Here is a 21420-nt window from a genome sequence, read left to right on the forward strand (position 1 = left end):
CTGTGGAATATTTGATGTGTGAAAAGGTCGTCTGAAAACAATCATATCGTTTTCAGACGACCTTGGGATTATGAATACTTTATTTATAATTTCAAGTATTCATCACTTGTTTAATGCAGCGGCATTTGCTGTTTTTTTGCGGCATAATAGGAAAAATTTACATGGAAGTTTTAGAAAAATGATTTTATTTCAAAATAACGATGGTAAGCTTCTTGCCTTGCCTTGCCTTGCCTTGCCTTGCCTTGCCTTGCCTTGCCTTGCCTTGCCTTGCCTTGCCTTGCCTTGCCTAGTTCTCTATTGAAATCCCTTCAAGGGTTTTTATCAAATCTATGCATAGGAGTGAAATCCTATGTTATCTAAAAAAATCTCAAATTTTAATTCATCTGACAATAAACCCAGAATTCTATCTCTATTTTCAGGATGTGGAGGTTTAGATTTGGGTTTTCACCAAGCTGGTTATGAAACTGTTTGGGCGAACGATTTTTCCCATTGGGCTTGCGAAAGTTTCCGTAAAAATATCGGCGATGTCATCGTAGAAGGTGATATTGAACAAATTGATCCGAATGATCCAACTATTCCCGATTGCGACATCATTTTAGGCGGGTTCCCTTGTCAAGATTTTTCCATGATTTGGAAACAGCCGGGCTTAGAGGGTGAACGCGGCAATCTTTATAAAAGCTTTTTACGTTTTGTAAATGCAAAAAAACCGAAAGTTTTTGTTGCTGAGAATGTGAAAGGTTTGTTGACTGCTAACAAGAAAAAAGCCATCCAGCAAATTATTACCGACTTTGAAAATTGCGGTTATTACGTTCAGGCAAAGCTGTATAACTTTGCTGAATTTGGCGTACCTCAATTTCGTGAACGTGTGCTGATTGTCGGAGTACGTTTGGATACAGGATTTGATTTTCATCATCCAAAACCGACACACAATGAAACTGGCGAAAATGGCTTAAAACCATATGTAACTGCTGGTCAGGCGATATCTAATATTCCACAAAATGTTAGTAATAATGAATTACTAAAAATTAGTGATAAAACACGCCGTATGTTGGAATTAATTCCTGAAGGTGGAAATTTTACTGATATTCCTAAAGATCATCCTTTATATGTGAAAGGTATGATTAGCCACGTTTATCGTCGTATGCATCGGAACGAGCCATCAAAAACAATTATTGCAGCAGGTGGCGGTGGTACTTGGGGCTATCACTTCCCTGAACCGCGTGCTTTTACTAATAGAGAACGAGCAAGGCTTCAAAGTTTTCCTGATGATTTTGAGTTTGTCGGATCAACAACTGAAGTACGTCGCCAGATTGGTAATGCTGTTCCTCCTCAAGGTGTAGTTGAGCTAGCAAAGGCTATCTTACCAATTTTTTCAGGCAACTATAAAAAAGTAGATTTACATAAGAAATTGAAAGCAGAGAAGGATGTTTTATTTCATGACCGACTGAGCAAAATTCGAGGGGGAAAACAATGAATACAGTTTTTTCCAATATCGCCAATGCCAAAATTACTGAAAAATCGCTTAATACAGTTTGGATGGATTTATTTAAATCAGCGGATGAAGTTTTGATGGTAACAGGTTATGTATCTAATGATGCAGTGGTTGAGCTACATAAAATTTTGGAGCTAAATGATCACATTCAAAAAATAGATTTATTGGTTGGAATGCATTATTTGGAAGGTTTTAGCCATTTGCAATATGACAGCTTATGTAAACTAAATGATTTTTTGCAACATGAGAAAAGAGGAGCTGTCTATATTTCTCCTTTTGTGAAATTTCACGGAAAAATGTATTCCTTTAAAAATCATCAACAAATCAATGGGTTAATTGGTTCTGCTAACTTAACGTGTTTTTGGGATAGTACGGAACGTACTTATGAAACCATGTTACATTTGGATGGTAAGGTTGCACAGATGTTGCAGGCAGATATTCAAAATACCATTCATAAGCTAGGCAAAAATATCCAAGAAGTTGAGAGGCCGAGTACATTTATTGAACATAACAGTCATTTAGAAAATTGTTTGGGGGTACAGAAAATTGTACCAGAAAAGATTCGGCAACTATTTGCCCAAAAGTCAGAATATCATTTCTCAATTCCGGCTAAAACCGAAGAAAAAAGTAATTTGAATGTATTTTTTGGAGAAGGTCGACGAGATAAACGGGGGTTTGTCAAACCACGACCCTGGTATGAAGTAGAGTTGATTGTATCCAAAGACATCACTTCACAAGAAGGTTATCCGATTCTGAAGTCTTTTACAGTTATTACTGATGATGGTTGGCAATTTCAATGTAAGACATCGGGAGATTATTCCAAAAATTTCCGCTCAGAAAATGATTTGAAAACACTTGGCAAATGGATTAAAGGTCGTTTGGAAAATCGTGGTTGTCTGCAAAATAACGAGAAGATTACGCATGAAACCTTACGCCAATACGGTAACGATCATTTTGAGTTCCGTTCAACCGACAATCCTGATGTTTGGCTGCTCTCATTTAAGGGGAAAAACTAAATGTTGCAAACCTACTTGAATCAATTGACCCCGCCTGAATTAGCTGATTCTGTTAAAAATACCGTTGATGGTTTTATGGGGAAATTATCACAAACTGAACCGAAAATCGCTCAAAATGTTTTATTGCTGGGCAATGTTCAAAGTGGCAAAACGGCACAGGTTTTGGGTGTATTAAGTGCGCTGGCTGATGATGGCGACCACAAAGTTTTTTTGTATCTTACTACTGACAGCGTAGATTTACAGGAACAGACAGTCAAGCGCGCCGAAGCTAATCTGAAAAATTTTATTGTGTTGTCTGAAAACGATGACCGAAGTTTTATGCAGGTAATGAAGGCAAATAATCCCATCTTGGTTGTGATTAAAAAGAATGCCCGTGTATTGAAACGTTGGCGTAATTTGTTTGCCAGTCAAAGTAGCCTGAAAGGCTATCCTTTGGTTATTGTGGACGATGAAGCCGATGCGGCCAGCCTAAATACTAATGCTGATAAGCCGGATAAAGATGTCAGTACTATCAATAAACTGCTAAATGACATTAAGAATTCCTGTTGTCAAAGCCTATTTATTCAGTTGACCGCCACACCTCAGACCAAGCCTGATATTCATCATTTTGAGGAAATTTATGAAAAACTAATAGAACTTTTAGAAAATAAGCAAATTTATATTCTCGTCGTTAACTCGCAGACAGAATCAGATTTTGATTTAGAAAGAGGCTTTAACATTATTATTGGTGGGAATGTGATTGGACGAGGCTTAACTATTCCGAAATTACAAACGGTTTATTATAGTCGCACTGCCAAAAAACCGAATGCAGATACTTTCTGGCAACATTCGCGTATTTTTGGATATGACCGTGATAAATCATTATTACGGCTTTATATTCCGTTTGATGTCTATTACTTCTTTGTACAACTCAATCAAGCAAATAATCTGATTATTGAGCAGGCAAAAAATTCAGACGGCAATATTCAGGTTATTTATCCGGAAAATATCAATCCGACTCGAAAAAATGTATTGAAATTCGACAGTATCAATCAAATTGTGGGTGGTGTGAATTATTTTCCACTTCACCCAAACGAGGATAATTTGTCGGAGATTAACAAGATTTTGCCTTCTATTTTGAAAGATGAAATTCAATCTGATTTATATCAAATGGATATAGAAGATTTATTCTTGGTTCTAGATAAATTGGGTCATTATGTCCCAGATGACTGGAATAAGGAAAAATTTATTGCTGGTGTAGAAGCATTAAAGGTACAACGTCCAAGTTTTAAAACTTACGTTTTGATCAAAACAGGACGTAAACTTTCTCGAGCAACTGGCACAATGCTTTCGGAAGACGACCGTAAATTAGGAGAAAAATATCCCAATGATTTATTTCTTACACTTTATCAAGTAGTAGGAAATAAAGACAAAGGTTGGCAGGGAGAAGATTTTTGGTTACCTAATATTAAGTTGCCATATAAGGGACTGGTGTATTGGGGGGTGAAATAACATAAAAAAGGTCGTCTGAAAATAATCATATCGTTTTCAGACGACCTTTTTTATTGAGAAATAACAGGTTTATTTTTTGCTGTCTTTATCCGCATCTTTTTTCGGTGCAGGTTTTTTCGCTGCCAAGCCCAAAGATTTTTGCCATTCGGCTGGATTTTTCACCAAGTCCAAGGCTTTACGGAGTTGATCGTCTTTGGCCGGATTTGGAATGCGGCGGCTGGAGATGTCTTCGTCTTTGTCTTTTTTAGACTTGTCTTTATCGGCTTTGGTTTCTGCGTTGGCAGGCGTTTCAGTGCTGCTGTTGACGTCTTGGCCGCCCAACGGATTGCCGATATGGCCGACTAAATCGGCTTCGCGGCTTTCAAAGGCTCGGTCTTTGTCTTTGACTTCAACGTCAGGAACAATGCCTTGCGCTTGAATCGATCGGTCGTTTGGCGTGTAGTAAAGGGCTGTGGTCAGTTTGACTGCGCTGCCGCCGGAAAGCGGAATCAGGGTTTGCACTGAGCCTTTGCCGAAACTTTGTGTGCCGACGACGACGGCGCGTTTGTGGTCTTGCAATGCGCCGGCAACGATTTCGGAAGCGGAGGCCGAGCCTGCATTAATCAGGACGGTCATCGGAATGGTTTTCAGCTCGGCAGGCAATCCGGCCAATGGGTCTTTGCCGCTGGTGGTGATGTAGTCTTCGGCAGTTGCTTTGAGTACCATGCCTTCTTTTTTGTTGCGGCCTTTGGTGCTGACAACGGTTACGTCAGGTTGTAAGAAGGCGGCGGATACGCCGACTGCGCCGTTGAGCAGGCCGCCCGGGTCGTCGCGTAAGTCGAGGATGATGCCTTTGAGCGGACCTTTGTTTTCTTTGACGAGGGCTTGTGCGGCTTCGTTGAGTGCGGCAACGGTGCGCTCTTGGAATTGGGAGACGCGGATGTAGCCGTAGTCTTTTTCAAGCAGGTGATGGCGCACGCTTTTGACTTTGATGATGGCGCGGGTCAGGTTGATGACGATGGGTTTGTCGGCATTTTTGCGTGAAAGGGTCAGGGTGATTTTGGTACCCGGTTTGCCGCGCATTTTTTTGACGGCTTCGCTGACGGTCAGGCCGCGGGTAGAGGTATTGTCGATTTTGACGATGAAGTCGCCGCTTTTCACGCCGGCGCGTTCTGCCGGAGTATCTTCAATCGGGGCAACGACTTTGACGAAGCCGTCTTCTTGTCCGATTTCCATGCCCAGACCGCCGAATTCGCCGCTGGTGGATTCTTTCATTTCGGCATAGCCTTTTTTGTCCATATACTCGGAATGAGGATCGAGATCGGACACCATGCCTTTCATTGCGCCTTCAAAGAGCTCGGCGTCGGGTTTGTCTTGGTAATAGTTGGCTTTGATTTGGCCGTACACTTCTGCCATGGTGCGGATGGTTTGCACGGGCAGGGCCTCGTTGTCTTTTTTATCTTTTTCGGCGGCAAAACTTTGTACACTCAGACTGAGGGCGATGCCGCTAAATGCGCCGAGAGTGTAGATTGCAACTTTTTTCAAAGTGGATTTTGTTGACATTCGTTTGACTTTCTTTTTGTGCACGGTAAGCAAAGTGGTTTTTGTTTTCTCTGAACCCGTTGACTTTATGTGATTTAAACGCTTGAAACAATAAGTTTAAGGTAAAAGTTTGTTGTTTAATGTGCTGAACAGGCGTGAAAATCGTGTTTTATTGTAGTTTATGATGAAAATTCAGACGGCCTGAAGGGGAAAAGCCCACCCAGGCCGTCTGAAACATCAGTTAATCCATGAAAGCGGATTCATGACTTGTCCGTTGTAGCGGACTTCAAGGTAAAGGCCGGTTTCGCCCGACGGCAAAGTGCCGCTGGTGCCAATTTTGCTGCCGGCATTGACGGCGTAGTTTTGGGCGGTGTCGATTTCGTTCAGACCGGAGTAAATGCTGACATAGCCGTCGCCGTGGTCGAGGACGACTACTTTGCCGTAGCCTTCAAGTTCGCCGGCAAAAGTAACCGTGCCTGAGGCAATGCTGCTGACCGGAGCAGGAACGGTATTGTAGAACACGCCTTTCCAAACTTCACCATCGCCACGGTCTTGACCGAACAGGCCTGCCAGTGTGCCGTTAACCGGTTTTTTCAGACGGCCTTGCATACGGCTGAAGCTGTTGGCGTTGCTGACGGTAAAGCCTTGGGTGTTGGGGGCTTGCAGTTTCATGTCTTCGTCAGTCAGCGTGGACATGGCGGCGCGTTCTGCTTCAGCTTTTTGTTGGGCGGCAGCCTGCTCTTTGCGGGCTTTTTCAGCGGCGGCCAAGCGGATTTCGGCGGCTTTTTTACGCGCTTCGGCTTCGGCTTTGCGTTGCTCGGCTTTGCGTTTTTCCAAATCTTTCAAGAGATTGTTGAGGCGTTGCTCGTTTTCTCTGTGGTTGATTTTCTTTTGCGCTTCTTTGGCCATTTGCGCGTTTTGACGGCGGCTTTCGGCTTGTTCGGTGGTATTGGTTACGCCTTGTTGGCGCAATGAAGCTTGGATATTGGCTTGCAGTTTTTTCAGGTAAGCCAATTCATTGTTGATTTTTTGCTCTTGCGCTGCCAGCTCTTTCTGTTGTTTTTCCAAGTCTCTCATGACTTGGTCGTTGGCGTTGTTGATATAACGCGTGTAACGCAGGAAGCGGGTTTTTTGACCGGCATCGGCGTTTTTCAGGAAGAGGGCGACCGCGTTGGGCTGGCTGTTTTTATAGTTGCCGGAAACAAAACGCGAAATTTGGGCGCGCGTGTTGGAAACTTCGGCTTTTAACTGGTTGGCATCGGCATTGAGCTTTTGGAATTTTTCCCATGCGTCGCGTTGTTTGCGGTTGATGCCGGAGAGGTTGTTGCGTGTTTGTTGCAGCTGTTTGAGCGTGGCATTGACATGGACAATGAAACCCTCGTTGCGTTTGGCAAAGGATTTCTTGGTTTCCATATCGTTGGCGGCGGCAGTTACGGCTGCTTTGAAATCGTTTTCGGCTGAAGAAGCGGCTTTCGGCTCAACTTTAGGCTCGGCTTTTTTGTTTTGCTCTTTGGCTTTTGTGTCTTTTTTAGTGTCTTTTTTGTCTTCAACAGCTTTGTTCGCAGTCTCTTTGGCTTCTTTAGCGTCGGCCTTTTTGTCTTCGGCTGCTTTTTTTACGGGCTCTTTGGTTTTTTTGCCGTCTTTTTTATCTTCAGCCACTTTCTTAGCAGGCTCTTTGGCTTTACTGTCTTTTTTATCTTCAACAGGTTTCTTGTCTTGTTCTTTGGCTTTGCCGGATTTTGCGGCTGTGGCTTTTTTGTCTTTTGCTGTTTCTTTAGGCTCTTCGGCTTTACGGTCGGCCTTTTTATTGTCGGCAGCTGCTTCGGCGGCTTTAGCCGTTTTGTTTTTGGCTGAAGCGTGTTCGTTTTTGTCGGCGGTTTCCTTCTCTTTGGAGGCTTTGGCTTTAACCGCTTTTTTGTCTTCCTCTTTTTCTTTTGCTGCTTGTTTTTTTGAGGTTTCTTTTTTTACATCTGCCTTAGCGGCTTCTTTCTCTTTTTTTACGGGCGCAGCTTTTTTGACGGCGGCCGCTTTTTCTTTCGGCGCGTCTTTGGCAGCATAGGTTGGTAGGGAGAAACTGAGCAACAGGGCGAGAATGAGGGGTTTGTAACGCATGGTTCGATCTTGCTATCAAAGTAGGAACAATAGGACGGATTATACTGTCTGTAAGGCCGTCTGAAAATAATATCGGGTTGCAATATGGACGAACGGTCTTATATAGTAACGATAGAGTAGGCGGACGGGATTTAAGTCTGCCTGGAAACTGACAGTCTGCATCGACAGGATATTATGAAAAAATATTTATTAGTAGTGTTGGGTGCCATGGTTTTGGCGGCTTGTGGTGACAATACCGATAAAATCGGGCGCGCCAGTACAGTGTTTCATATGCTGGGTAAAAACGACCGTATTGAAGTGGAAGGTTTTGACGATCCTGATGTGCAGGGGGTGGCCTGTTATATTTCGTACGCGAAAAAAGGCGGTTTGAAAGAAACGGTCAATCTGGAAGAAGATGCCAGCGACGCATCGGTTTCCTGCGTGCAAAGTGCGGAAGTCATCCGTTATAACGAGTCTGCGGTTTTGAAACCGCGACAAGTGTTCAAACGCAGTGCCAGCATAGCATTTAAGAGCCAGCAGATTATCCGCTACTACGATCCGAAACGTAAGTCTTTCGCTTATTTGGTGTACAGCGATAAAATCGTTCAAGGCTCGCCGAAAAACTCTTTGAGCGCGGTATCGTGTTTTGCCCATGCGAAAACCGATACGCCTGTACCGGCAGGCGGCGCGGTTTACGGTGCGTGCGTGGTGGATGCGCCGGTTGCCGAGGGACAAAAATAATAAAATCAGCTTATAGATTAAAAGAATATGAATTTAGCCAACCATTTCCTGATTGCCATGCCTCATATGGACGATCCGTTTTTTACGGATACGGTCATTTATGTGTGCGAACACGATGAAGAAGGTGCGCTGGGCATCATCATCAACAAGCCTTCGCCGATTACCATGGACATGATTTTCGCCGCCGCCGACCGTAATATCCCGTTGCGCCTGCAACATGAAAACGTGATGATGGGCGGGCCGGTTCAGATTGAGCGCGGCTATGTCGTGCATACGCCGATCGGCCGCTGGCAAAACAGCATGGTGGTTACCGATAACGTCGCGCTGACTTCTTCGCGCGATGTGATTGAAAACTTGTCTAAAGAAGGTGCGGTTGATAAGGCTTTGATCAGCATTGGTTATTCGAAATGGGGCAAAGGGCAGTTGGAACGCGAGCTGGCAGAAAATGTTTGGCTGACCGTTCCCGCGGACGAGCATATTCTGTTTGATGTGCCTTACGAACTCCGTTATGCCGCCGCTTTTGAAAAATTGGGCGTCAATCCGAACGCCTTGGTTTCGGGAGTCGGCCATGCCTGATGCACCAAAAGGCACGGTTTTGGCCTTTGACTTCGGCGAGGCGCGTATCGGCGTGGCGCAGGGGGATGCCGAGTTGGGCATGACCCATCCGTTGGCAACGTTAACCGGCAACAGCAATGATGAAAAATTCGAGGCCATTGCCAAGCTGGTCAAAGAATGGCAACCCAAGTATTTTGTGGTCGGTCTGCCGACGCATACCGACGGGACGGAGCATGAGTTGACCCGTTTGAGCCGCAAGTTTGGCCGCCGTTTGCACGGACGTTTTAACTTGCCGGTTTATTGGGTGGACGAAAGGATGTCTTCCCTATACGCGGAAAGCTTGCTTGCAGAAGCCCAAGTATTTGGTCGAAAACAAAAATCCGTACTTGACCAAGTAGCGGCGCAGGCAATTTTGCAAGGGTTTTTTGAAGGTGGTGCGGCCGAGTATTTCAATGGCCGCGAAGAATAGCTTTATTCATTATAAAGGCCGTCTGAAACTGGGTTTCAGACGGCCTTTGTTTTGTTACGGCTTTGGGATAAAAGAAGTTTAGTTTGGTTAAGCCTGATTTTTTCAGTTCAAGTTTTGCTACACTCCGTTTTCTTTTTTTAGACACAAATACAAGGAAAAAGTCATGGCACTCATGGACAATCTTTTGAATGCGGCTACTCAAATGTTGGGTGGCAGCAGCGAAAACGGCGCACAAGGTTCTCTGACCGATATGGCGATGGATTTGGTGAAACAGCAAGGCGGCGTGGGTAACCTGATCAACCAACTGCAACAAGGAGGTTTGGGCGATGCACTGAGCAGCTGGGTTTCCAACCAATCCAGCAACCTGCCTGTGTCCGGCAGCGACCTGCAAAATGCGTTGGGCAGCGATACGGTAAACCAAATCGCGCAAAAATTCGGCGTGGATGCTGGTCAAGCAGGCGATTTGTTGGCAAAAGTGTTGCCAGACTTGGTCGATAAAGCCACGCCTAACGGCACGGCTCAAGATGCGGATGGCTTCGGCTTGGACGACATCGCTTCTATACTGCTGAAAAACTTTATGAAATAATGAGTTAAATTATTTGATAAGGCCGTCTGAATCCGTTCAGACGGCCTTATAACTTTTGGTTCACGGTAAATAACCAATAAGTCTTTTTCTGATGGGGGCGGATGGCTTATGATGGACACTTCATTTCACCAAATAAGAAGGTTATACACATGTCCCGCTTGACCATACACACAGTTGAAACCGCTCCTGAAGCTGCTAAACCACGCGTTGAAGCCGTATTGAAAAACAACGGCTTTATTCCTAACCTGATCGGCGTTTTGGCCAATGCGCCTGAAGCTTTGGCGTTTTATCAAGAAGTTGGCAAGCTGAATGCGGCCAACAGCCTGACTGACGGCGAAGTTGAAGTTGTCCAAATCATCGCCGCCCGTACCAACGAATGCGGTTTCTGCGTTGCCGGCCACACTAAACTGGCTACTCTGAAAAAACTGCTGTCCGAACAATCCATCAAAGCCGCACGCGCATTGGCTGCAGGCGAGTTTGACGATGCCAAACTGGGTGCTTTGGCGACATTCACCCAAGCCGTTATGGCGAAAAAAGGCGCGGTATCAGACGACGAGCTGAAAGCTTTCTTTGATGCAGGCTACAACCAACAGCAAGCCGTTGAAGTCGTCATGGGCGTTGCTTTGGCAACCTTGTGCAACTACGTCAACAACCTTGCCAAAACTGAAATCAATCCTGAATTGCAGGCATTTGCCTAATTTCATCAAAGGCCGTCTGAAAATTCAGACGGCCTTTTAGTAAAAAGCAAGGGATATCCTTGTTGCCAAGAATAATTTATGAGTAGAACCATCTACGCTTCAAACCTTATTCAGAGGAAAAATCATGACACGCGAAGCTTTATTGAACAATGTTGCCGCACTCGTTAAAAGCAAGCTGAAACCATTGGTGGACGACATCGACCGCAAAGGCCTGTATCCGAAAGAATTTATGCTGGAATTGGGCAAAATCGGCGGTTTTGCCGCGACCGGTACGGTTGAAGAAGGCGGTAACGGTTTGGGTTTGGCAACGCAAATCGTTGTATTGCGCGAAATCGGTAAAGAATGCGGCGCCACTTCGTTCAGCGCATGGTGTCAGGCGGCTTGCGCGTGGTATCTGCACCAATCGCCTAATCAAGCAGTTAAAGACAAATATTTTGCCGATATTCTGCAGGGTAAAGTTTTGGCCGGTACGGGCATGTCCAATACCGTCAAACACCTTGCCGGCATTGAAAAACACAACCTGCAAGCCGAGCGCGTCGAGGGCGGCTACAAAGTCAATGGCGCTTTGCCTTGGGTATCCAATATCGGCGAAGACCATATTTGGGCGAATACCGCCCAAGTCGGCGACAGCTATGTGATGTTTATCACCGGCGGCCAATGGGAAGGCGTGACCCTGCAAGATTGCCCTGAGTTTTGCGGTTTGGAAGGCACGCGCACTTACAGCCTGAATTTTAAAGACGTGTTTATTCCCGATGAAGATGTGATTGCTGCGCCTGAGCAATTCCAGTCTTATATTCCGACCATTAAAGCCGGTTTCATCTTGCTGCAAATAGGTATCGGCGCCGGTGTGATTGACGGTGCGCTCGGCATTATCCGTATGGCCAATGTAGTGAACGCGGAAGTGAACGCTTACCTCGACCACAGCTACGATGATTTGAAAGCCGCGTTGGACGACGCATGGGCGGAAACCGAACGCCTCGCCGATGATGCGTGGAACAACAAACCTGACACGCTGGCAACCTTGAAACTGCGTGAAGCCGCTGCCGTGTTGGCTCTGAACGCCACTCAATCTGCCGCATTGCATGCAGGGGCGAAAGGTTATCTGATGCGCAGTCCGGCGCAACGCCGCGTCCGCGAGGCCATGTTCGTCGCCATCGTAACACCGGCCATCAAGCACCTGCGTAAAGAAATCGCCGCTTTGGAAGCAGCGCAATAAATTCAAAATATCAACAATAAAACACACAAAAGGCCGTCTGAAAATACGGTTTCAGACGGCCTTTTAAAATAGAAGGAACACAAAATGGCTCAATATATGTGCGGCCCTTGCGGCTGGATTTACGACGAAGACCTCGGCGACCCCGAACACGGCCTGCCTGCCGGAACCAAGTTTGAGGATATTCCCGACGACTGGAAATGTCCTGAGTGCGGCGTAGGTAAAGAAGATTTTTATCTGTTGGATTTCGTGATATAACTTGGTCAATTTAAAAAGGCCGTCTGAAATTTCAGACGGCCTTTGTTTTATCGGCGGTATAAAGCAACCATGGTTTCAGCCGCTTTGACGCAGCTTTCCACATCGGCAACCAAAGCGATGCGGACGTAGCCTTCGCCCGGATTGCCTTGTTCGGTATCGCGGGCGAGGAAGCGGCCGGGCAACACTTGGATAGCGGCTTTCTGCCACAGGTTGCGCGTGAATGCCAAGTCGTCGCCATCGGGAACTTTCAGCCAAATGTAGAACGACGCGTCAGGAAGTTTGACATCGAATGCCTGTTGCAAAATAGGGATGACGCGGTCGAATTTTTCTTGGTAGAGGCGGCGGTTGTCAATGACGTGTTCTTCATCGTTCCAAGCGGCAATGCTGGCGCGTTGGACGGGAATGCTCATCGCGCTGCCATGATAGGTGCGGTAGAGCAGGAAGTTTTTGAGCAACTCGGCATCGCCTGCGACAAAGCCCGAACGCAAACCGGGGACGTTGGAGCGTTTGGACAGGCTGGTAAACATAATAATGTTACGCGTGCCGCGTCCTAATTGCGCCGCAGCCTGCAGGCCGCCGATTGGTTTGTTGCCGTCAAAATAGATTTCGGAATAGCATTCGTCAGAGGCAATAACGAAGCCGTATTTGTCTTGCAAATCAAAAATTTCTTTCCAGTCTTCCAATTGCAGGACGCTGCCACTCGGATTGTTGGGCGAGCAGACGATCAGGACTTTGGTGCGTTGCCATACGTCTTCGGGCAGGCTGCTCCAATCAGGATTGAAGCTGGGCGCAGGACAGTTGGCAAAATGGATTTCGCCGCCGCCCAAAATAGTCGCGCCTTCGTAAATTTGATAGAAAGGATTAGGGCTGATAACGACCGGTTTGGGGCCGTCTGAAGCCGGATTTAAAACGGTTTGGATAAAAGAGAACAAAGCTTCCCGGCTGCCCAATACTGGCAGGATTTCATTGTCGGGATTGAGGCTCAAACCATCATAACGGCGGGCAACCCATTCGGCACAGGCTTGGCGCAGTTCGGGCAGGCCTGCGGTCAGCGGATATTTTTCCAGTTCGTGCAGGGAGGCGGTCAGCGCGTCGGTGATGACTTTGGGCGTCGGGTGTTTCGGCTCGCCGATTTGCAGATGAGTGGGCGTTACGCCTTCGGGTGCATCAATGCCTTGCATGGCTTCACGCAGGCGGGCGAAAGGATAGGGTTTGAGATGGTTCAATAATGGGTTCATGATGTTTCTGCCGATAAATTAAGGCAACAATCTTAGCATTTTTTAGATGGATTGGGACAAAAAGGCCGTCTGAAAACAGGGTTTAAATGTTTTTCAGACGGCCTTTTGAATATTGATGCGTTTATTTGGCAGGGACGACGGGCAGTGAACCGTTCAAGAGATAATGAATGGTTTCTTGAACCGTACGGATGGCGTTGCCAAATGGCAGCGGGTCTTTACCGCGGAAAAACAGGCCTTTGTCGACTTCGCCGCGGAATGCTGCGGAAAGTTGGATGTCGATACAGAATTGGCCGGCTTTGGCCAAACCATCGCGCAAGCCGCAACTGGTCAGGCAGTTCAGGCCTTGGGTGCAACGGCGCGGATCATTTTTGGCATTGGCTTGCAATTTGGCTTCGCGTTTGATGTAGCTGTCGAGGAATTTGGTGCGCACACCGCGAGCAGGCAAACCGGCAACAGACATGAATTCAACCACTTTTTCGGTTTCCGCACCGGCCAGCGTTTTCTTGAAGTTGATGTGGGCATCGCCTTCTTCGGTCACGGCAAATGCGGTACCGATTTGAACGGCGGACGCGCCCCAGTTTTTCAAGGCTGTTTTGACTTTTTCAAAGTTTGCCATACCGCCGGCGAGTACCAACGGGATTTTTTCGCTTTCCAAGCCCAAGTTTTTGAATACTTCAAACGTTTCTTCAATAACGCGTTTGAACTCAAATTTGGCATCGTTCACGCCGTCAACGGTTGCTGCACCCAAGTGGCCGGCTGCGTGGGCAGGGTGTTCGATAACGATGGCATCGGGCAAGATGCCTTTTTTCATCCAACGTTTCAAAACAATGTTGATACCGCGTGATTCAGACAAGATAGGGAAGAGGGCGACATCTTTGTGGTAGCCCTCTGCCATTTCCGGCAGATCTAAAGGCAAACCTGCGCCCATCACAATCGCGTCTGCACCGGATTCGCAGGCCTGACGGACGTAGGCGGCATGGTCTTTTACGGCTTTCATGACGTTGACGGCAATCATGCCTTTGCCTTCTGAATCGGCTTTGGCTTTTTTGATTTCACGGTCAAGCGCGATGCAGTTGAGGCGGGTGTATTTTTCTTCGCTGGAATCGATTTTTGATTCGGCCAGCAAATCTTCGTGCAAGTGGCGCAAATCGACGCTGGCGATGGTACCTACGCCGTTTTCGCGCGCAACCGCGCTGGAGAGTTTTGATGCGGAAACGCCTACACCCATACCGCCTTGTACGACGGGAATCAGTGATTTGCCACGGATAATCAATGGGTCAAAGTTGTTTTGCATGGATGCTCCTTCATAGATTCTGGATGGTGCCGTCTGAAATCCTATGAAATGGATTGGATAACGGACTGATGTGTATATAAATAAGTGTGTTTTTCGCCGCCGTTTTTCAGACGGCATGAGGCGTGTTTTTAAAATTTTAGGAATTATACTCTAAGTTAGTGTAAAAATTAGAGTATTAATACAGTTTTTTTGAAGGAAAAATTGAAAAGTCTTGTTAATAAAAGAATAAATTTTATGACAGGTTTGGTTGCGGAGAAGAAATTGCAAACAAAATCCACAAAGAAAAAGGCCGTCTGAAATTTCAGACGGCCTTGAGTATGGGAATCAGACAGATGTCGGATTACATTTGTTTTTTAGCGGCGTCAATGGCGCGTTGGTCAGGGTTGATCAAGATTTCAACGCGGCGGTTTTGTGCACGGCCTTCAACAGTAGCGTTGGAGGCGATTGGTTGACGGGAGCCGTAACCGAAAGTGCTCAAACGGGTGCTGCTTACGCCACGGGATTGCAGGAAGGTGGCAACAGATTCGGCGCGGTTGCGAGACAATGGTTCGTTGATGGCATCGTTGCCGGTATTGTCGGTGTGGCCGTTGATGGTCAAAGTGGTGTCAGGATATTGAACCAAAGTTTGCGCGGCGGCAGACAAGGCGCTTTGAGCATGGCCGCTCAGGGCAGTGCTGCCGGTAGCGAAGGTTACGTTTTCAGGCATAACCAGTTTGATTTGGTTGCCTTGACGTTCAACTTCGATGTTGGTGTTGGCCAGGCTTTGACGCAGTTTTTTCTCTTGGTAGTCCATGTAACCGCCGATACCGGCACCTACTGCACCACAAGCCAATGCGGAGTTACGCGCGCCTTTACCGCCGTGGGTCAGCGCACCAACGATGCCGCAAACAGCCGCACCGCCCAAACCGTACATAGCGGTTTTGCTGGCGGATTGTTGACCGGTAACAGGATCGGTCACACAGCCGGTGAGTGCCAAAGGAATGGCAGTAGCAATAACGGTCAGGGGTTTCAAGAATTTCATGTCGTATCCTCTTTTTAGATGACGGCTCGGGCCGTCTGAAAAAATGAATAAAAACCGCGTGGGTCATTACGAATTAATGATACCGAATATCCGAAACGCAAAAGAATGGGTTTAACCCGATATTACGCAAATATTTGCCAGTTAACATAATACTGAAACATTTATGCATTTTTCTGCCCGTTTGGCCATTTTGTAGTCAGATGAAAAGTAAGTTTCTTTACGATTTCTTCCGTTTTTCCTTTTTACGGCGATACCAGCTGACAAATGCCCATTTCAATCTGACTTTGACATCGTATCCCACCGAGCCTGCGCCCAGTATGAACAAAACGGCGGAAACGGGTAGGGCGAAATGATGGCCGACCAAATGATAACCCCATACGCCAACCACGCCGCCCAGTAAAAACGACAGCATCAAGCCGCTTAAAAGCCACATTTTCGGTTTGTTGACGCGGACGTGCGGCAGGCGCGGATGATGTTGTTTGGAATAATAAAGTGCGCGGGAAATTTCAATGCCCAAATCGGTTGCAGTGCCGGTCATGTGGGTGGAACGGATGGCGGAGCCGGACAAAAGCGTAATGACGGTATTGTGCATGCCCATGATAAAGCACAATAAAAACAATGCTAAAGACGGCATGATGAAATCCGATCCGCCAAAATCCCATTCCATCGCGGTAATGCCGAACAAACCGAAGATCAACAGATAAACCGCTTCCAGCCACATGGAAAAACCAAAGCTGCCACGGAAACGCATTTGCTGCGTCCACAAAATGACCCAGCCCGAATGCGCGGCTCCTGCAACAAAACACAACACGCTGATTGTGGCAATAATGGCCACACTCCACTCTTGAAGATACAAAACATCTGCCAACAGCGACATTGAGCCGGTAACGTGGGAGGTATAACGTGAGAATGCGAAGTAACCGCCGGCATTAATCGCGCCGGCAAGAAAGGCCATGATGTAGCCTAGCCGTCTGAAACGGGCGTCGGAAATATTGTGTTCGTGCAGGTACGGACGGTCTGCCTGCCAAAACGGCGGCGTGTGTTGCCTATGGTGGCGCGGTCGGTAAGAGTGAGGCCGTTTGTCGTCGTTCATTGATTTGAGGATAGGGTCGAGCATTTATATTGGGTGTATTTTATATGCAACTGCCTGCTGCTAAGAACAAATAATATAAAGTGTCCCCAAGTTGCCACACTTGCCCATTATAAGATGAGGGCGTACATTAATAGCCATGCATGAGTATAAGGAAACATCCGATGAATCCTATCCGCCTAACCTTATTGATAGGTGCTGCCGCATTGCTTGCCGCCTGCGCCACCACGCCTGAGCAAAAAGCCGCACGCGCCCAAGCGCAGAAACGCTATGAGCAGGATCTTCAAGTCAATCTTGCCGCCCAATGCGATCAGGAAACTGCCGCGCTGATCCGCCGCAAATTTGACGAAGAAGGCAAACCCGGTGCCGCAACTGCGGAACAAAAAGCCTTCCGCCTCAAATATATCGACAAAGTTTCCGATCCGATGTTCCAAGCCTGCTACAAAATGGCATGGCAAAACTATATTTCCCAAGAACAGCTGCGCGAAGCCCGCTACTATCGCTATTACGACGATTGGGGTTATCCGTTTGGCCGTTATCCTTGGTGGTGGTAAGGTATTAACAAACTTTAAGGCCGTCTGAAAGCATATATTTATTGGTTTCAGACGGCCTAAGGTTTATTGAAACGGCAATAACGTTTACAATAGCCGCCTATTCAAACACAATACCCACCACCCATGAACATCTGGCTTGGACAGCGACACGCGCCCAAATTTCCGCAAGGAGCTGCCGTAACCATCGGCAACTTTGACGGCGTACACCTCGGGCACAAACACATTCTACAAAAACTCAAACGAGAGGCAGACCAGCGCGGTCTGCCTGTTGTCGTTGTTGTTTTTGAGCCCCAGCCCAAAGAATTTTTTGCGCGCAAAGCCGGGAAAAAGCTGCCTTACCGCATCAGTCCGCTGCGTACCAAATTGCGCCTTTTGCGTGAAACCGGCTGTGTGGATGCCGTTTGGGTCTTGCGTTTTAACCAAGCTTTCTCCGATATGAGCGCACAAGCGTTTATCGACCAGCTTTTGCGCCAAACGCTTAACACGCGTTATTTGTTGATTGGCGACGATTTCCGTTTCGGTGCCGGCCGTGAAGGTTGTTTTGAACTCTTAGCTCAACAGTCCGATATGCAAACCGAGCGCACACCGTCCGTTATCGTTGAAGACATCCGCACCAGCAGTACCGCCGTCCGCCAAGCCCTTTCAGACGGCAAGTTGGAATACGCCAAAAAATTGTTGGGCCATGATTACGTGTTAAGCGGCAAGGTCAAACACGGGCAAAAACTCGGCCGCACCATCAACGCGCCTACCGCCAATGTTCAGCTTCCTCCGTATCATTATGCGCTAAGCGGCGTATTTGTCGTTGAAGCAGACGGCACATTCGGTACGCGCCGAGGCGTTGCCAGCTTTGGTTTTAATCCCACTGTCAGCAACAACCGCTCGCAAAAGCTGGAAGTCCATCTGTTCGATTTCAACGGCGATTTGTACGGCCAGCGTATCTTCGTCCGCTTCCTGCACAAACTGCGTGACGAGAAAAAATTTGAGAGTATCGAAGCATTGAAAACCCAAATTTTGCAAGATATGGAAGATGCGAGGGTTTGGGAAGCATAGAAACGCTTCTAGAAGCTTATAAAATCAAGATAATTGGGCTACAATAAGTCCTTTGAATTTTTTTCAGACGGCCTGTTCTTTTCAAAATGAGCAATCAGGCCGTCTGAAACCGAAATACCGCAACAATAGAGATTAAAAAATGACCGATTACAGTAAAACCGTAAACCTGCTCGAGAGCCCGTTTCCAATGCGCGGCAATCTTGCCAAGCGCGAGCCTGCATGGCTGAAAAGCTGGTACGAGCAAAAACGCTACCAAAAACTGCGCGAAATCGCCAAAGGCCGTCCGAAATTCATTCTGCACGACGGTCCTCCGTATGCCAACGGCGACATCCACATCGGTCATGCCGTCAATAAAATTCTCAAAGACATCATTATCCGCAGCAAAACCCAAGCCGGTTTTGACGCGCCTTACGTACCGGGTTGGGACTGCCACGGTTTGCCTATCGAAGTGATGGTAGAAAAACTGCACGGCAAAGATATGCCTAAAGCCCGTTTCCGCGAATTGTGCCGCGAATACGCCGCCGAACAGATTGCCCGTCAGAAAAAAGACTTTATCCGCTTGGGCGTGTTGGGCGACTGGGACAATCCTTACCTGACCATGGATTTCAAAACCGAAGCAGATACCGTGCGTATGCTCGGCGAAATCTACAAATCCGGCTATCTCTACCGCGGCGCCAAACCGGTTCAATTCTGCTTGGACTGCGGCTCTTCATTGGCCGAAGCCGAAGTGGAATATAAAGACAAAGTATCGCCTGCGATTGACGTTGCCTATCCGTTTAAAGACACTGCCGCGCTTGCCGCCGCATTCGGTTTGGCAAGTATCGAAGGCAAAGCGTTTGCCGTCATCTGGACGACCACGCCTTGGACGCTGCCCGCAAGCCAAGCCGTGTCTGCTGGCGCAGACGTGGTGTATCAACTGATTGATACGCCCAAAGGCAAATTGGTGTTGGCCAAAGATTTGGCAGAAGACGCGCTCAAACGTTACGGTTTTTCAGACGGCATTGCTATTCTTGCCGAAACCACCGGCGACAAGCTGGAAAACCTGCATATGAATCATCCGTTCTTCGAACGCGATATTCCCATGCTCAACGGCGACCATGTTACCACCGATGCCGGTACCGGCTTGGTGCATACTGCGCCTGCGCATGGTCTGGAAGACTACGCTGTCTGCAATAAATACGGCATCGAGCTTTACAACCCTGTCAACGCCGAAGGTAAATACATCAGCGAAACCCCGCGCGTTGCCGGCATGAGCGTTTGGGAAGCTAATCCCGTTATCCTGCAATGGCTGGAAGAAACCGGCAACCTATTGGCAAGCAGCAAAATCGAACACAGCTACGCACATTGCTGGCGTCACAAAACGCCGTTGATTTACCGTGCGACCGGCCAATGGTTTGTCGGTATGGATAAAGCCGGAAAAGACGGTAAAACCCTGCGCGACAAAGCCATCAAAGCCGTTGATGACACCGAATTCTTCCCGTCATGGGGTCGTGCGCGTTTGGAAGCCATGATTGAAGGCCGTCCTGACTGGGTGGTTTCACGCCAACGCTATTGGGGTACGCCGATGACTTTCTTTGTTCACAAAGAAACCGGTGAACTGCATCCGAACTCTGCTGAGTTGTTGGAAAAAGTTGCCCAAAAAATCGAAGAAAAAGGCATCGAAGCATGGTTCTCTCTCGATAAGAGCGAACTCTTGAGCGCGGAAGATTGTGAAAATTACGACAAACTTTCCGACACGATGGACGTGTGGTTCGACTCAGGTTCGACCCATTATTCCGTCTTGAAACAACGCGAAGAATTGGAATGGCCGGCTGACTTGTACCTCGAAGGCAGCGACCAACACCGCGGCTGGTTCCAATCGTCTATGTTGACCGGTTGTGCCTCATCAATGGGTCGCGCGCCATACAAACAGCTGCTGACCCACGGTTTTGTGGTTGACCAAAACGGCCGCAAAATGTCGAAATCCATCGGCAACGTCGTTGCACCGCAAGAAGTTTACAACGAGTTCGGCGCAGACATCCTGCGTCTGTGGGCGGCATCCACCGATTACAGTGGCGAATTGGCGATTTCCAAAGAAATCCTCAAACGCGTAACTGAAAGCTACCGCCGTATCCGCAATACCTTGAGCTTCCTGTTTGCCAACCTCAGCGACTTCAATCCTATTGAAGATGCCGTGCAACAGGCAGACATGGTGGAAATCGACCGTTACGCCGTGGTATTGGCACGTCAGCTGCAAGAGCGTCTGGCAGGCGATTACTATCCGCGCTATGCCTTCCACTTCGCTGTAAAAGATATTGTTTCTTTCTGCTCGGAAGACTTGGGCGCGTTCTACCTCGATATCCTGAAAGACCGCCTCTACACCACCAAAGCAGACAGCCATGCACGCCGCAGCGCGCAAACTGCGCTGTATCACATCACACGCAGTTTGGTTCTGCTGATTGCTCCGATTTTGTGCTTCACCGGCGAGGAAGCATGGGACATCATTGGTGGCGGCGAAGAAGACAGCGTCCTCTTCCACACATGGCATGAGTTCCCATTTATCAATGAAAAAGCCGAAGCCGAATTGGTGAAAAAATGGACGGCAATCCGCGAAGTACGCGAAGCAGTAACTGCCGCCATCGAGCCTTTGCGTACGGATAAAACCGTCGGTTCTTCATTGCAAGCCGAAGCCGAAATTACGGCTCCTGAAGAAATTGCCGATTATCTGAACACTTTGGGCGAAGAATTGCGTTTTGCTTTGCTGGTGTCTAAAGCAGAAGTGAAAGTAGGTGATGAACTTGCTGTAACCGTTAAAGCCAGCGATGGTGAAAAATGCGAACGCTGCTGGCACTATACCCACGATGTGGGCGCAGTTGCAGGCCATGAAACCATCTGTAAACGTTGTGCAGACAACGTTGATGGTAAAGGCGAAGACAGACATTACGCTTAATTGTTTGGTCTAAGATAAAGGCCGTCTGAAAACTTTGGTAATAGGTTTCAGACGGCCTTTGTTATAGCGAATAGATTTTGAAGGGTAATTGGGATTTGTAGTTTTGGTCAATA

Annotated in this window: 20 protein-coding genes; 14 read left to right on the plus strand and 6 right to left on the minus strand. The window is 47.5% G+C overall.

Going from position 1 to position 21420, the window contains the following annotated elements; all coding sequences use genetic code 11:
• Positions 1–70: 70 nt before the first annotated feature.
• From ACTHSX_RS06395 to ACTHSX_RS06410, 4 genes are read left to right on the plus strand one after another with little or no spacing between them, the layout of a single operon-like run.
• A complete protein-coding gene (locus ACTHSX_RS06395; protein WP_440379658.1) occupies positions 71–301 on the plus strand; it encodes a hypothetical protein in 231 nt (76 codons plus the stop codon).
• Positions 302–349: 48 nt separating this feature from the next.
• Positions 350–1474 (plus strand): DNA cytosine methyltransferase, encoded by a 1125-nt coding sequence (locus ACTHSX_RS06400; RefSeq protein WP_070590764.1) that lies wholly within the window; start codon positions 350–352, stop codon positions 1472–1474.
• Positions 1471–2508 carry a restriction endonuclease PLD domain-containing protein gene (locus ACTHSX_RS06405; protein ID WP_063075382.1) on the plus strand — a complete coding sequence of 346 codons (1038 nt, stop codon included), beginning with the start codon at positions 1471–1473 and terminating at the stop codon, positions 2506–2508. The genes ACTHSX_RS06400 and ACTHSX_RS06405 overlap by 4 nt, the downstream gene beginning before the upstream one ends.
• Positions 2509–3999, plus strand: a complete 1491-nt coding sequence (locus ACTHSX_RS06410; protein ID WP_440377145.1) for a Z1 domain-containing protein — start codon at positions 2509–2511, stop codon at positions 3997–3999. It abuts the gene before it with no gap.
• Positions 4000–4068: 69 nt separating this feature from the next.
• Here the strand turns inward: ACTHSX_RS06410 and ACTHSX_RS06415 are convergent, their stop codons facing one another.
• On the minus strand, positions 4069–5541 hold the full coding sequence (locus ACTHSX_RS06415) for a S41 family peptidase (RefSeq protein ID WP_440377146.1): 1473 nt from the start codon (positions 5539–5541) through the stop codon (positions 4069–4071).
• A gap of 216 nt (positions 5542–5757) precedes the next feature.
• Entirely contained in the window at positions 5758–7632 is a 1875-nt protein-coding gene (locus ACTHSX_RS06420) for a peptidoglycan DD-metalloendopeptidase family protein (protein WP_440377147.1), read from the minus strand.
• A gap of 174 nt (positions 7633–7806) precedes the next feature.
• Here ACTHSX_RS06420 and ACTHSX_RS06425 point away from each other — a divergent pair, with 174 nt between their 5' ends.
• The 7 genes from ACTHSX_RS06425 to ACTHSX_RS06455 all read left to right on the plus strand — a co-directional run bounded on the left by ACTHSX_RS06425 (position 7807) and on the right by ACTHSX_RS06455 (position 12131).
• On the plus strand, positions 7807–8352 hold the full coding sequence (locus ACTHSX_RS06425) for a CreA family protein (protein WP_440377148.1): 546 nt from the start codon (positions 7807–7809) through the stop codon (positions 8350–8352).
• 27 nt (positions 8353–8379) lie between these two features.
• A complete protein-coding gene (locus tag ACTHSX_RS06430) occupies positions 8380–8928 on the plus strand; it encodes a YqgE/AlgH family protein (protein WP_049322876.1) in 549 nt (182 codons plus the stop codon).
• Positions 8921–9376 (plus strand): Holliday junction resolvase RuvX, encoded by a 456-nt coding sequence (gene ruvX, locus ACTHSX_RS06435; RefSeq protein ID WP_440377149.1) that lies wholly within the window; start codon positions 8921–8923, stop codon positions 9374–9376. Before ACTHSX_RS06430 ends, ruvX begins: the two co-directional genes overlap by 8 nt.
• 163 nt (positions 9377–9539) lie before the next feature.
• Positions 9540–9962, plus strand: a complete 423-nt coding sequence (locus ACTHSX_RS06440; RefSeq protein ID WP_440377150.1) for a YidB family protein — start codon at positions 9540–9542, stop codon at positions 9960–9962.
• Between the two features lie 149 nt (positions 9963–10111).
• Positions 10112–10660, plus strand: a complete 549-nt coding sequence (locus tag ACTHSX_RS06445; RefSeq protein ID WP_070590773.1) for a carboxymuconolactone decarboxylase family protein — start codon at positions 10112–10114, stop codon at positions 10658–10660.
• 124 nt (positions 10661–10784) lie between these two features.
• Positions 10785–11876 carry an acyl-CoA dehydrogenase family protein gene (locus ACTHSX_RS06450; RefSeq protein WP_440377151.1) on the plus strand — a complete coding sequence of 364 codons (1092 nt, stop codon included), beginning with the start codon at positions 10785–10787 and terminating at the stop codon, positions 11874–11876.
• A gap of 84 nt (positions 11877–11960) precedes the next feature.
• On the plus strand, positions 11961–12131 hold the full coding sequence (locus ACTHSX_RS06455) for a rubredoxin (protein WP_003680460.1): 171 nt from the start codon (positions 11961–11963) through the stop codon (positions 12129–12131).
• A gap of 47 nt (positions 12132–12178) precedes the next feature.
• Here ACTHSX_RS06455 and dapC read toward each other — a convergent pair whose 3' ends face one another.
• The 4 genes from dapC to ACTHSX_RS06475 form a co-directional block, all read right to left on the minus strand.
• Complete coding sequence (dapC, locus tag ACTHSX_RS06460; protein ID WP_440377152.1) at positions 12179–13369, minus strand: succinyldiaminopimelate transaminase; 1191 nt, start codon at positions 13367–13369, stop codon at positions 12179–12181.
• A 121-nt stretch (positions 13370–13490) separates the two neighbouring features.
• Positions 13491–14663, minus strand: a complete 1173-nt coding sequence (locus ACTHSX_RS06465) for a nitronate monooxygenase family protein (RefSeq protein ID WP_315111199.1) — start codon at positions 14661–14663, stop codon at positions 13491–13493.
• Between the two features lie 340 nt (positions 14664–15003).
• Entirely contained in the window at positions 15004–15684 is a 681-nt protein-coding gene (locus ACTHSX_RS06470; RefSeq protein WP_440377153.1) for an OmpA family protein, read from the minus strand.
• Positions 15685–15901: 217 nt separating this feature from the next.
• Entirely contained in the window at positions 15902–16777 is an 876-nt protein-coding gene (locus tag ACTHSX_RS06475; protein ID WP_440377212.1) for a YoaK family protein, read from the minus strand.
• A gap of 161 nt (positions 16778–16938) precedes the next feature.
• Here ACTHSX_RS06475 and ACTHSX_RS06480 point away from each other — a divergent pair, with 161 nt between their 5' ends.
• The 3 genes from ACTHSX_RS06480 to ileS all read left to right on the plus strand — a co-directional run bounded on the left by ACTHSX_RS06480 (position 16939) and on the right by ileS (position 21307).
• Entirely contained in the window at positions 16939–17328 is a 390-nt protein-coding gene (locus tag ACTHSX_RS06480; protein ID WP_049351446.1) for a hypothetical protein, read from the plus strand.
• Positions 17329–17451: 123 nt separating this feature from the next.
• Positions 17452–18378 (plus strand): bifunctional riboflavin kinase/FAD synthetase, encoded by a 927-nt coding sequence (gene ribF, locus ACTHSX_RS06485; RefSeq protein ID WP_440377154.1) that lies wholly within the window; start codon positions 17452–17454, stop codon positions 18376–18378.
• Positions 18379–18517: 139 nt separating this feature from the next.
• Positions 18518–21307 (plus strand): isoleucine--tRNA ligase, encoded by a 2790-nt coding sequence (gene ileS / locus ACTHSX_RS06490; protein WP_440377155.1) that lies wholly within the window; start codon positions 18518–18520, stop codon positions 21305–21307.
• Positions 21308–21420: the final 113 nt, after the last annotated feature.

It is taken from the genome of Neisseria sp. P0014.S002, from assembly GCF_051958295.1.
In the GTDB taxonomy this organism is placed as follows: Bacteria; Pseudomonadota; Gammaproteobacteria; order Burkholderiales; family Neisseriaceae; genus Neisseria; species Neisseria flavescens_B.